11 protein-coding genes and 1 pseudogene are annotated in these 11,831 nt (G+C 50.2%); 3 read left to right on the plus strand and 9 right to left on the minus strand.

Going from position 1 to position 11,831, the window contains the following annotated elements; genetic code table 11:
* Positions 1-44: 44 nt before the first annotated feature.
* Positions 45-942, plus strand: a pseudogene (locus GKAS_RS24635) (IS3 family transposase); the annotation flags it as partial.
* A 165-nt stretch (positions 943-1,107) separates the two neighbouring features.
* On the opposite strand, the gene GKAS_RS19890 reads toward GKAS_RS24635, so the two are convergent.
* The 6 genes from GKAS_RS19890 to GKAS_RS25605 form a co-directional block, all read right to left on the minus strand.
* Positions 1,108-2,112 carry a LacI family DNA-binding transcriptional regulator gene (locus GKAS_RS19890; RefSeq protein ID WP_003029591.1) on the minus strand — a complete coding sequence of 335 codons (1,005 nt, stop codon included), beginning with the start codon at positions 2,110-2,112 and terminating at the stop codon, positions 1,108-1,110.
* Between the two features lie 29 nt (positions 2,113-2,141).
* The gene (locus tag GKAS_RS19895; RefSeq protein ID WP_003029589.1) at positions 2,142-3,542 is read right to left on the minus strand and encodes a sucrose-6-phosphate hydrolase; all 1,401 of its coding nucleotides are present in this window, start codon (positions 3,540-3,542) and stop codon (positions 2,142-2,144) included.
* Positions 3,542-4,912, minus strand: a complete 1,371-nt coding sequence (locus GKAS_RS19900) for a sucrose-specific PTS transporter subunit IIBC (protein ID WP_000345204.1) — start codon at positions 4,910-4,912, stop codon at positions 3,542-3,544. The genes GKAS_RS19895 and GKAS_RS19900 overlap by 1 nt, the downstream gene beginning before the upstream one ends.
* A 137-nt stretch (positions 4,913-5,049) precedes the next feature.
* Entirely contained in the window at positions 5,050-6,567 is a 1,518-nt protein-coding gene (locus tag GKAS_RS19905) for a carbohydrate porin (RefSeq protein ID WP_003029587.1), read from the minus strand.
* A 164-nt stretch (positions 6,568-6,731) separates the two neighbouring features.
* Positions 6,732-7,655, minus strand: coding sequence for an aminoimidazole riboside kinase (locus tag GKAS_RS19910; RefSeq protein WP_003029584.1), 924 nt, complete (start codon positions 7,653-7,655; stop codon positions 6,732-6,734).
* A 228-nt stretch (positions 7,656-7,883) separates the two neighbouring features.
* Positions 7,884-8,054, minus strand: coding sequence for a helix-turn-helix domain-containing protein (locus GKAS_RS25605; RefSeq protein WP_077258089.1), 171 nt, complete (start codon positions 8,052-8,054; stop codon positions 7,884-7,886).
* A 386-nt stretch (positions 8,055-8,440) separates the two neighbouring features.
* Here GKAS_RS25605 and GKAS_RS24235 point away from each other — a divergent pair, with 386 nt between their 5' ends.
* Together GKAS_RS24235 and GKAS_RS19915 are read left to right on the plus strand one after the other, a co-directional pair.
* Positions 8,441-8,872 carry a maltose acetyltransferase domain-containing protein gene (locus tag GKAS_RS24235; RefSeq protein WP_174329993.1) on the plus strand — a complete coding sequence of 144 codons (432 nt, stop codon included), beginning with the start codon at positions 8,441-8,443 and terminating at the stop codon, positions 8,870-8,872.
* Between the two features lie 28 nt (positions 8,873-8,900).
* The gene (locus GKAS_RS19915) at positions 8,901-9,557 is read left to right on the plus strand and encodes an ATP-binding protein (protein ID WP_003029581.1); all 657 of its coding nucleotides are present in this window, start codon (positions 8,901-8,903) and stop codon (positions 9,555-9,557) included.
* 55 nt (positions 9,558-9,612) lie between these two features.
* Here the strand turns inward: GKAS_RS19915 and GKAS_RS19920 are convergent, their stop codons facing one another.
* The 3 genes from GKAS_RS19920 to GKAS_RS24245 form a co-directional block, all read right to left on the minus strand.
* Positions 9,613-10,233: an inovirus Gp2 family protein gene (locus tag GKAS_RS19920; RefSeq protein ID WP_003029579.1), complete on the minus strand. Its 621-nt coding sequence runs from the start codon at positions 10,231-10,233 to the stop codon at positions 9,613-9,615.
* A gap of 461 nt (positions 10,234-10,694) precedes the next feature.
* Positions 10,695-11,459: a hypothetical protein gene (locus GKAS_RS19925; RefSeq protein WP_003029576.1), complete on the minus strand. Its 765-nt coding sequence runs from the start codon at positions 11,457-11,459 to the stop codon at positions 10,695-10,697.
* 134 nt (positions 11,460-11,593) lie between these two features.
* Complete coding sequence (locus GKAS_RS24245) at positions 11,594-11,815, minus strand: helix-turn-helix domain-containing protein (protein ID WP_003847740.1); 222 nt, start codon at positions 11,813-11,815, stop codon at positions 11,594-11,596.
* Between the last annotated feature and the right edge of the window lie 16 nt (positions 11,816-11,831).

Genomic DNA, 11,831 nt, shown 5'->3' on the forward strand with positions numbered 1-11,831 from the left:
AAGTGAAGTGGTTTACTGAATTTGGCCACCTGAACAGAGGTGATATGCTCACCTCAGAACATTACAGGTGCCTCAATGAAAAAAGAAATTTCAGCGCAGAGTTTAAACGCGAATCCGCTCAACTGGTCCTTGATCAGAACTACACCGTTGCAGCTGCGGCCAGTGCTATGGATGTGGGTCTTTCTACCATGACGCGATGGGTAAAGCAGTTGCGGGATGAACGACAGGGCAAAATACCTAAAGCCTTTCCTATAACCCCGGAGCAGATTGAAATACGTGAGCTGAAGAAAAAAATACAACGCATTGAAATGGAAAACGACATATTAAAAAAGGCTACCGCGCTCTTGATGCCAGACTCCCTGAACAATTCTCGTTAATCGGGAAACTCAGAGCGCAGTATCCTGTGGTCACACTTTGCCACGTGTTCGGGGTTCATCGCAGCAGCTACAAATACTGGGGAAAAAGCCCCGAAAAGCCAGACGGCAGGCGAGCTGTGTTACGCAGTCAGGTTCTGGAACTGCATAACATCAGCCATGGCTCTGCTGGCGCAAGAAGTATCGCGATTATGGCAACCCTGAAAGGCTTCAGAATGGGACGCTGGCTTGCCGGAAGGCTCATGAAAGAACCGGGTCTGGTGAGTTGTCAGCAGCCAACTCACCGGTATAAACGTGGTGGTCATGAACACACCGCTATCCCGAATCGCCTTGAGCGACAGTTTGCAGTGACAGAACCGAATCAGGTGTGGTGCGGCGATGTGACGTATATCTGGACAGGCAAGCGTTGGGCTTACCTTGCTGTTGTTCTCGATCTGTTCGCAAGGAAACCTGAGGGTTGGGCAATGTCATTCTCACCGGACAGCAAGCTGACATCAAAGCGCTGGAAATTGCGTGGGAAGCTTGCGGTAAACCCGCCGGAGTGATGTTCCACAGTGACAGTAATAATGCCGGTGTCAGTCTTTACCACCACTCAGTTTGCCGTTTAACCCGATTGGTGTGATTACTGATGCAGTGAAGACCTTTCCGCATCACATCACTACAAATATTGATTTTTGATTGTTGGATTCGCACCAGATTTCACCTCTGTAGGGTATTCAAAAATGCTCAGTTATTACTGATGCCTAAACTGCAGCGTTGCGGGCAGGTAGCGTTGTAGCGTTTCGGGCGTATCGCCCTCGATCAATTGGCTTATCAGATCATAGCAGTGCCAGGCCAACTGGCGGTTATCCTGCTGTACGGTATCGATACGCAGCGACAGCGAATCATAAAGATAGTGATCGTCAAAGCTCGTCAGATGGATATCTGAGTCGAGTAAATGGTGCTGGCTCATATAGCGCAGTACCCCTTCGAGCAGTCCACAGGCGGCAGTGAACAGCGCCTTAGGCGGCCGCCCAAGTCGCGCGCAGAGTGCGGCGAACATCTCATAGCCTGAGCTCGGGTGGTAGTTACCGTTAATCACCCATTCCGGGCGCAGTGCAATACCCGCCTGAGCCAAACCCTGCGTGAAGCCGGTCAGACGATCGCGTGAAGGCGACAGACGCGACTGACCGCCTAAAAACCAGAACTCATCGCTATGCTTAGGTGCAATGCGGGAAATCAGTTCCGCCGTTGGGGTAATCGAATCAGTCATCACCAGCGGCAGCAGGCTTTCATTAGGACAACGGTCAAACAGCACTACTGGCAGTTGTTGGCTGAGCTTAAGATAGTCGGCATCGTTGTGCATACATGAAGCGACGATCAGACCGTCAACCTGGCGGGAAATCATGTTATTGACCACCACGCTCTCCTGACCGGGGTTTTCATCAGTACAAGAGATCAATAGCTGGACGCCTGCTTCGCGGCACAGCATTTCCAGCTCATGTGAAAAGACCGCAAAGCCGTGGTTGGTGATCTCCGGCACCACCAGTCCGATGGTGTGGCTGCGGTTGTCGCGCAGCGAGCGGGCGTGAATGCTTGGCTGATAGTGCTGCTCACGGGCAATCGCCAGTACTCGCTCACGCGTTTCCTGCGCCACACGCAGCTCCTTACCACGACCGTTCAGTACTAGGCTGGCGGTCGCTTTTGAGACGCCAGCCTGTTCGGCGATATCTTTAATGGTTACGCGTTTAGTTTTCATTACGACGCCATGAGCTTGAGGCAAAACGCTTATTCTACCATGCAAGTTCGCAGCGGCCAGTAGCAGAATGCGTCCGGTGTGATGCCAGAGAACATTAGCTGCCCTGAACAGGCCGGGAAGTAGCGGCAGCTCATCACTCCTTCGCCGCCGTTGATGAAAATCTCCACGCTAGACTGGTCGATGAAAATATGCAGCGAGCGGACGTCTCCGCGCCAGTAACGATAATGCTTCTCGTCGCTGGCCAGACTGGGTCGGGCCAGGCGGATCCCGCTGGCATCGCGTTCAAGGATTAATGCGCCGTCAAAATCGAGGCTCAAAATATCGTCCCCAGTGGTTTGTAGAACGATTTCCATCGGTGCCAGCGGCAGGGAGTTCCCTGCCCAGCCGTGCGCTTCGCCGCGCAGGGCGCTCAGCTCTCGTAGAGGACGTTGGTATAGCTGACCATCGATAAACTCCAGCTCACGCAGGCAGGTCATCTGATGGATCCAGCCGTTGGTGAGGGTCGGTTGAAGCATCTCTTCGCCCTCCGGCACGCCCATCCAGCCGACCAGCAGACGGCGGCCATCACTGGTAAGCATGGTTTGCGGGGCGTAGAACTCAAACCCTGCGTCCAATTCGTGCAGTTCGCCATGCTCGAAGGCCGCGCGGTGGTAGTCGAAATCGCCGCTCATCCACACTGCCGGGTAGGTGTTGAGATAGCGCTCTTTCTCACGAGGCACGCCCTGCGGGCAGCAAATCAGGACATGCTGGTCGCCGAGGGCAAACAGGTCCGGGCATTCCCACATATAGCCCGCGTCGTCCAGGCCATTGATGCCATAACCGGCGATTTCGCCCTGACTCGTCCACTCATGAAGGTCCGCTGAGCTGAATAACAACACCTTGCCACGCTTTTGCAAATCCTGTGCGCCCAGCACCATGTACCAGCGACCTTCGTGCTGCCAGACTTTCGGGTCACGCACGTGGCCGGTATAGCCCTCCGGCAGCGGTAATACCGGGCCGAGTTTGGTAAACGTGCCGTCGGCATTTTCCGTCGCCAGGCACTGCCACGCGGTTCGGCTGCCGTCGTCAAATTTTACGTTGCCGGTATAGCACAGGGTGAGCGTGCCCTGACTATCCACGGCGCTTCCGGAGTAGCAGCCGTTGCGGTCATACTCTTCATCCGGCATGAGCGCGATCGGCTCATGTTGCCAGTGCAGCAGGTCGGCAGAGCTCCAGTGCCCCCAGCACTTGAACTTATGATCGCAGGCGAGCGGGTTCCACTGATAAAACAGGTGATAACGTCCGGCAAATTCAATAAAGCCGTTGGGATCGTTCATCAGCCCGGTCACCGGCGCATGGTGCCAGCGGGGATAGTGGCTGTCGGCCAGCGCGCGCGGCTGGCCCTGCATAACAGCCTGCAAAATCGCAGGCAGGCGTGATGGATGTGACATTATTCAGCGTCCGTTTTGTATTTCAGTACCAGGGAGACGACAAAGGCGACGCCAAAGGCGATAACCATCCCGATAATGTAGTTCAGCAGCGAGCTGGCCTGCACGATAGCCATGCCAGGGATAGCCGTCAGGCCCACCGCGGTCATGTAAACATGCATGGATACCACCCACGCGCCGCCCACCGCGCCGCCAATCAGGGCTGCGATAAACGGTTTTACAAAGCGTAAGTTAATACCAAAAATCGCCGCTTCGGTGATGCCGAGCATGGCAGAAAACGCCGAGGGCAGGGTAATGGCTTTGATTTTGGCATCTTTCGTTTTGAACCACACCGCCAGACAAGCACCGCCCTGAGCGACGTTGGCCATCGCCCAAATCGGCAGCAGGAAGTTGACGCCGATGGATGGGTTGCCCAGCAGTCCCGCTTCGATGGCGTGGAAGCTGTGGTGAATACCGGTAATGACGATAACCGAATAGAGACCGCCAAACAGCAGTCCGGCCAGCCAACCGGCGTGGGTAATCAGGGTGCTAAGGACAAACGAAATACCGTCGCCAAGCGCGCGACCAGCCGGGCCGATAATCAGCAGGGCGATAAAACCGGAAATGATCACCGTCAGGAACGGCGTCAGGATCAGATCCAGTGCATCGGGGATCACGCGACGCAGCTGTTTCTCAACGATGCTCATAAACCACACCGCCAGCAGCACCGGGAACACCGTGCCCTGATAGCCGATCATGGCAATCTCAAGGCCGAAGAAGTTCATGGTGTGGAAACCGGCGGCCACACCCCAGGCGTTGGTGAGCGCCGGGTGAGTCAGGATGCCGCCAAGCGTCGCGCCAAGATAAGGATTACCACCGAACTCGCGGGCGGCGGTGAAGCCAATCAGGATCGGCAGAATAATAAACGCCGCTGAGCTGCACATATCCAGCATGATGTAGATGGCGTTACCCGGGTCGACCCAGCCGTACGTTTTAACCATCCCCAGAAGGCCCATCAACAGGCCGGAGGCGACGATAGCCGGGATGATCGGCACAAAGATGTTCGACAACAGGCGGGCAATGCGCTGGAAAGGATTCAGTTTTTTCGCCGCAATGTCGGCAGCTTCCGATTTGCTGGATTCGCCAATCCCTGCCGCCTGGATAAAGGCGGCGTAGACTTTGTTCACCACCCCGGTGCCGAAGATAATCTGCATCTGTCCGGCGTTACGGAAACAGCCCTTCACCCCATCAATTTTGCCGATGGCCTGCTGATCGGCCAGTGAGTCATCGACCAGCACCAGGCGCAGGCGTGTGGCACAGTGCGCGGCGCTGGCGATATTTTCCTTGCCTCCCAGAAGCGGAAGTAGCGAGCGGGAAATCTGTTCAAAATCCATAGTACCCTCTGAATGCGTATTGATTTTCGAGTTGTCGTCCCGTGGTAGCCGGAGCGCATTCTCTTCGTTGTTATTGTGTCCGGGGCGACGAAACGTATTTTGTCGCCCCGGCGGTTACTGTCGCCAGGTGTTAACCATCAAAACCAGGTTTCCATCTGCATCCCGAACGACCATTCGCCGCCCGATTTAAAACCACTGCTGCCCAGCGCGTCATCGCTGGCGTAATTATTGAGTTTTTTGCTCCAGTCCATCCACGAGGTGTAAAGACGGATTTCAGGACGGCTGAAGAAATCGCCGATGTCGCCAACCTTAAAGGTCGGGGCGAAGGTGAGCTTGTAGAAGCTGCCGTTTACCGCATGGCGATCGTTATAACCTTCAGGTTTGAGATCCATATACTGGTAACTGCCTTCATAAGCGAGGGCGAAGTTTTGATTGATCTCCTGGATCAGACGCATGTTGAGGGTTGCCCACTGGTAGCTGTCGCCATCGACATAACGGTCTTTACTGGTTTGTGCCAGTATCGCCGGGGCGATAAACCAGTTCTTGCTCAGTGGCGTGGTGCCGTAGCTGGCGAAGCGCCAGGTGTTAGCCCCCGAGCGTAACGCGCCGTCAGAGCCGACACCTTTAACTTCGGCACCCAGTCCGTGACCGTAGAGCAGGGCGGTTTTGCTGGCACCTTCACGCAGGCCGTAAAAACTGTCGTTGTGCAACCCGAGCAGCGCATGTACACCGGTATTTGCCGCATCGCCTTTGACCGGATTACCGTTGGTATCCTGGCGTTCGTCGTTGTCTTTTGCCCGCATCCCGCTGACCATCATCTGCACCGGCCCGATGAAATTGTTCATGCTGACGATGTAGTTCTGCACACTGTTGCTGGTATCAGCAATATCGCCGAAGTTACGCCCGTAAAGAGAGAAGTTGCTGCGAACGCTGTCGTTCCACCTGACATCGTAAATACCGCCGCCGGTACCGGCGAGGAACACGACATCCGAGTCGATCCAGTGAATGTCAAAGTTATCCCGGTCAAAGCGTTTCCCGGCCCACAGGGTGGAGCCTTTAAACGGCCCGTCGAAGGTGGGCAAGTTGCCCAGTTCAACAAAGGCCTGACGCACGTTCAAATCACTGGTGCTCGCCGTCCAGTCGTTATAAGTGGTTTGACCGTCGGCGACCATGACTTTGAAGCGGGTCGTTGCCCCGTTATCCAGGGTCTGCTTATGTTCAAGATTCATTTCAACATAGGTATCGGCCTGGTTTCCCAGGCGGCCAATAGCCCCACCGGTTTCCCCTGCTGGCGTCATGTAGGCTCCGGATTTGGTGCTGGCGCCGGAGTCATTCATTATCACGCCGGAGCGGGCGTAGCCGTGGAACTCAAACCCGCTTTTCTCATCGGCTTTTTTCTCCAGTTTGGCGGTACGCTGAGCCACTTCCTGAGTGCTGTCCTGGGTTTTTTGTTGCTGTGTCGTGAGCTGCTGTACTTTCTTCTCTGCCGACTCTGCGCGGGTTTCTGCCGTTTGCGCTCTGTTTTCGGCATCCTGTAAGCGTTTTTCCAGCGCAATTAAACGGGCTTCGATACTGCTGAGATCCGTTTGTGCATGGGCTGAGGCGGCGCCGGTTAGCAAAGCGATAAGAACCGCGAGTGTGCTTTTTCTGAACATATTGATTGCATCCCAAAAGGAAAATAAAAAATTGTGTGTTTTGCTAAACCGGTTTAGTTGCAATGTTAAGCACGACATTTAACATTTTGAAATTGATTTTGCTAAACCGGTTTAATAAGTGTGATGGATGCAACAAAGTGGACCGCGTACGACGGTATTTAGGATCAAATCTGGCGGTGTAGATCGCGCTGGTATGGCAGGGCAGTCATCGCGCCTTTCGCCAGGGTTGCCAGGGCACCGCAGGTTTGCGCCAGAGCGAGCGTTGGCTCCAGGGCATTGATATCCGCCGGCATCCCGTTGGCAGCAAGGCTGGCAAGCAGTCCGGCGACAAACGCATCGCCCGCACCGGTGGTATCCACGCTGACAACCGGTTTAGCGCTGAAATGGATAAACTGCTGCTGGAATGCGGCGATGACGCCCGCTTTACCCTGAGTCACCAGCAGTAATTCAGGCTGATAACGCTCAGTGATGCTGGCGATCCCCTGCGCGATATCATTACTCCCGCTGATGAGTATCAGCTCTTCTTCGGACAGTTTCACCACGTTCGCCAGACGCAGGGCGCGGTCGAGACAGGCGTGCAACAGGTTCTGATCTTGCCAGAGATCCAGGCGGATATTAGGGTCAAAGCTCACCCGGCCACCGGCACGTTTGATGTTCTCCATAGCCGCGAAGGTAGCACTGCGGCTGGGCTCGGCGCTGAGCGCGATGGAGCAGATGTGCAACCACTGTCCGGCGGCAAACTGTGGCAGGTCTTCTTCAGCCAGGAACAGGTCAGCGCTGGGGCGTACCATAAAGGTAAAGGTGCGTTCACCTTGGTCATCAAGGTCGACCACCACAGTGGACGTGCGGTGATGATCGTCAAGATACATATGGCTGACGTCGACCTGCTCCTGTTGCAGGGTATGACGCATGTAGCGGCCAAACGGGTCACCGCCGACGCGGCCGATAAATCCGCTGTTGCCGCCAAGGCGGGCAACCCCTACCGCCACGTTAGCCGGCGCGCCTCCAGGGCACTGTAGCAAGCGCCCTTCACTCTCCGGTAGCAGGTCCACCACTGCGTCGCCCAGAACCCAAACTTTTGCTTTCATGCTAAAACCCTCCAAGGCTAAACTTAATTAAACCGGTTTAGCATATTAAATCACAGTGAATGAGTGGGGGAAAGTTCCAGCCGGAAAAGCACTGCTCAGGGCATAAAAACGTGAGCCGCCTTACGAAATAGAATTGATTCGACAGCTGTGAAGACTTACGTCCTGGACACAAATGGATCCTGGATAAATTACCATGCAACTTGATGAAATTATCATGTTTTATCTTATTTACAGATAAATCAAAGGGCTTTTAACACCACACTTCTTGGCATAATGGTTAAGTGTAGTAATGCTCGCTCTGGATGGGTTTGCTTCTATGCTGCGCAGGTATTTGTAAGAAATACCCATTCTACTGGCGAGTTGTTGTCGCATCAGGCCAGCGAAACTGCGCAATTTCATCAGCGTTTCTGGAGGGTTTCCTTTAAAACTTCATCGACAAAACCGCTTTTTACCGTAGATACAGTAAGTGCCTCTTCTCTGCCATTATCCCAGCATCCAAGGTTACCGGGTTCTGATGTAGTCTGCCGATATGCAAGAAATGCAACGGCATCATGCTGGTTATGATGCTGTTTAATCTTCATTGTCACATGGACTATTCAGGGAGCGACAAGCGCTCCCACATGAAAACAGAACCACTCGTTTCATTTACGTGCTTCCTCAAAAGTAATCTCATACCCAATACTTCTGATTTAGTAGGGTTCTGATCATATCATGCAGCTCGATTGCGCTCAATTTGACGGTTTTCATCTTTACACAATGCTCGGTTATGATACTTTGTGATAGGCATGACAAGATCTGGCCGTAATTTTTTAGAAGTGAGTTTGCCCGCCACTTCACGGGACAGCATACATCCGGATAAAACCGGTAACAGGAAAGGCTCCACGCTGCATACGGAGGAAACAGAATTAATGAATGATAAATTGCCGCCCTGCGCTGATACCAGGGTGGAACGTGTCCGTCTTAAAGATGGGGATTACTTTTTCCCTGCTGAACCCGCCATAAAAGCGGATTCTTTGCGGACAAAATCGCTCCTTCATCGTTTTAACCACACCGATCCTGCTCATATTGATTCCCGCCTGCTACTGATGAAAGAGTTGCTGCCTGAATGTGGGGAAGGGGTATCTGTCACCACGTCTTTCCACTGCAGCAGGGGGTATAACATTCGTAAGCGTCGTCTCAGCACCGTCTGGCAGATCCTGAAATTCCTGAGAGGATAGTGGACACCAAATATGGTGGACACTATCCATGAAATCATTAACCACAGTGCGTAAAAAAAGCCCTAATTATCCCGTTGAGTTCAAAATCAAAATGGTTGAACTCTCGCATCGACCAGATATCCGAGTCTTTGCGTTTGCCAGCGAGGATAAGGAGTACCAACCGTTACTCGATGATATTCTGGATGGTCCAATGGTTGGGCGTTTTGATACTGAGGAAGCCGGAAAGGCTTTGATCGATGGTGGATTGATTGAGCGTTTGATGTCAACTATCATGCCCTTTATCACTTCAGAGGCCCCTCTACCCGATACGCATCTACGTCGGGAAACAACCTGGTATTATCCACTGGAAGCTATTCGCGAAACTGTTGTAAATGCACTGGCTCATCGTGACTGGACACGCTTTGTTGAGATAGAGATTGGCTTGTATAGCAATCGATTTGAAGTTATTAGCCCAGGGGCGCTGAATAATTCGATGTCGATTGAAAAGATGGTTACAGGTCAGCGATCACCACGCAATACGATTATTATGGAAGTCTTACGTGATTATGGTTACGTTGATTTCAGGGGGATGGGAGTCAGGACAAAGATTATTCCACTAACACAGGCCATGAGTGGCCAACTCCCTGAGTTTACTGCAACAGATGATTACTTGAAAACAATACTTTATCGCTCACCATCTTCTTGATATATAAGGTCTGGCCTTTCCATCCATAAGAAAGGCCATTGCTGTAAAAAATAAATTACCCGCGACTGCAGCCGAAGCTACGGTCGCCATCTCCATATGCTTTTGTATCGAGTTTAGCTAGGTAGTCGAAGCGATTCAGTAATTTATTGTATTCTCCTTCAAAGTTAAAATCATTGACGTCTAAAATATAACGACAATTTTCAGGGTAGTGAACCAATCCCGGATAATCATCCAGTTCCAATCCCAGTGCGCTATACCATGCTCTTACAATCATCATCCTTAAATTTCTTTCAGCCTCATAATCACCTAAATGGTAATAAGCATCTTTATTAAAAAAAAGACCAAGGTGAAAGTGACATTTTCCTTCTTCGGAAAACTCCCGTGCCCAAACATGACGAACACGGTTTGGATATATTCTTTTGCCGTTAGCTGCTCTGGTTCTCTCATTGGCCTCCAACATGGCATTTAATGCATTACGGAAACGGGATATGGCACCAGGCTCTAGATTAGGAAAACAGCAAACAGTGTCACCTCTGTCTAAAATGGGTGGATAATGAACATCAACACGTAACGCCATTGTTCTGGGGAATTCACTGATAGCATCATTGACGACTCGTTCAATATGTTTTTTATAGGCGAGCACATGCTCACCATGGGAACCATGATATAATTCCATGTTTCGATCCTGTCGTTAGCCCTACGGCTTTGGATAGCCGTATATAGTAATATGATCAGACATAGCTTAATGTCTGTGGTTAGTTATATTAATTAACTGTTAATAGTAATGACTGTTATATAATACCTTTCCAACAATAAAACTTGTTATCAACCCATTACCCATGCAGTAAAATAATTAAAAAGCAACTCTGCAATTATAATCACCCAAAGATGCCGTTATCCCAGTGTCTTTTTACCGTGGAAATACTTATTCCTAAGATCTTTGCCACCTTGGATTGAGAGTAATGCTTAGCCTTCTCACTCTGAATTAAATGGGAATATTTACTTCCTTCAGGCCTTCCTAGAATTTTCTTTGATTTTGCTTTGTTAGTAGGCATCTTTTACCCTCATCAAGCTATTAGGTACTAACTCCATACTGTCGAGATGTATACAACTAAGTGGTTATGCTTAACATTGGTATCAGAAAGTATGGCTTACTTCACCGTTAAAGGGGTTAATAATGATGGCATCTCCTCCTTTCATCGCCTTTTGAGGTGTATCGCCTTCGGCAATCACAGGGACCATTACCGCTAGATCATTTGTGTAATAAATTGGTATCCAGCAATAGCATGATTGTTTAGGGGGAGTTTTATTTCTTTTCAATACTGCTTCAACTCCAAATGTAATAAGTTCAAAGATTGGCATAATCACAATGCTGCTCAAATCAAAAAAACAACCATCGTAGACTGTTTCCTTTATCAGTATGATATTAGATAACCCTCCTGCAATGAGATGTTTGTGGTTCACGCGCCGATCTGTGTAAATAAAAATTGCTTTTTTTACATTGAAACTTTTTATAATGTATGAGAGCTTTTCATGAATTAATTTTTTTTCGCTCTTACCCATCTTATCATGAGGTATTTTGTGCGCATAAAAATCTTGATCGACAACCTCGTTCCGGTGTCGAATGTGAGTGTTCCAGACGGAATAAAAAAACTCTTCGTAAGTTAATTTTGGCTCACCCCGTGCGATTGAGGGGGCCTTCTCTTCAAAAATACAGCCTAATGTTGACTCCAAAGTTTGAGCTATATGATATTGCGATGTTATTTTATTCAATGCTGGGGCTGTGGCGTTTAACAAAAATGATATCACCTCTGACCTAGAATATCCTTTTGCATTGCTATAGTCGTCAATTGCATCAATAGTTGATTTTTTGTTTGCGCTGAAAGTGATGCGTTTTTTCATATGTATCCTTGACTTTCGTTAATGTAAAATGTGATAAACGGTGTGATTTAGTATCTTTTATCGACGGATTGTTTCTGTTAATTAACCCAGCTATTCTTTAGAATAGCTGGGGAGTTATGATTTTGATGCTGCTGTTAATTACAATATACTGAGAAGGTTAATAGGAACCTATCAATGTCTTTGCGTAACCAATAATGTCGGCTGTTAATTTTCTTTGGGCGTGGTAAACCATTAGGCAGCTTGTCTTGGCAAAGCCATTTTCGAATTGTTTGGGCTTTAAGGTTTAATAGATGTGCTAACTCACTTGTGGAAACAAGTTCAGATAGAGATGTTCTGGATTGCTCATATATGCTCATGCTACCACCTCAATGA

Origin of the sequence: Kluyvera ascorbata ATCC 33433, assembly GCF_000735365.1 — a bacterium.
In the GTDB taxonomy this organism is placed as follows: domain Bacteria; phylum Pseudomonadota; class Gammaproteobacteria; order Enterobacterales; family Enterobacteriaceae; genus Kluyvera; species Kluyvera ascorbata.

Bases quoted from the DNA above. Each gene is read 5' to 3' on its own strand.
- GKAS_RS19920 (WP_003029579.1), bottom strand. From the start codon at position 10,233: ATGGAATTATATCATGGTTCCCATGGTGAGCATGTGCTCGCCTATAAA.
- GKAS_RS19910 (WP_003029584.1), bottom strand. From the start codon at position 7,655: ATGAAAGCAAAAGTTTGGGTTCTGGGCGACGCAGTGGTGGACCTGCTA.
- GKAS_RS24235 (WP_174329993.1), top strand. From the start codon at position 8,441: ATGACAAGATCTGGCCGTAATTTTTTAGAAGTGAGTTTGCCCGCCACT.
- GKAS_RS24245 (WP_003847740.1), bottom strand. From the start codon at position 11,815: ATGAGCATATATGAGCAATCCAGAACATCTCTATCTGAACTTGTTTCC.
- GKAS_RS19890 (WP_003029591.1), bottom strand. From the start codon at position 2,112: ATGAAAACTAAACGCGTAACCATTAAAGATATCGCCGAACAGGCTGGC.
- GKAS_RS19905 (WP_003029587.1), bottom strand. From the start codon at position 6,567: ATGTTCAGAAAAAGCACACTCGCGGTTCTTATCGCTTTGCTAACCGGC.
- GKAS_RS25605 (WP_077258089.1), bottom strand. From the start codon at position 8,054: ATGAAATTGCGCAGTTTCGCTGGCCTGATGCGACAACAACTCGCCAGT.
- GKAS_RS19915 (WP_003029581.1), top strand. From the start codon at position 8,901: ATGAAATCATTAACCACAGTGCGTAAAAAAAGCCCTAATTATCCCGTT.
- GKAS_RS19900 (WP_000345204.1), bottom strand. From the start codon at position 4,912: ATGGATTTTGAACAGATTTCCCGCTCGCTACTTCCGCTTCTGGGAGGC.
- GKAS_RS19925 (WP_003029576.1), bottom strand. From the start codon at position 11,459: ATGAAAAAACGCATCACTTTCAGCGCAAACAAAAAATCAACTATTGAT.
- GKAS_RS19895 (WP_003029589.1), bottom strand. From the start codon at position 3,542: ATGTCACATCCATCACGCCTGCCTGCGATTTTGCAGGCTGTTATGCAG.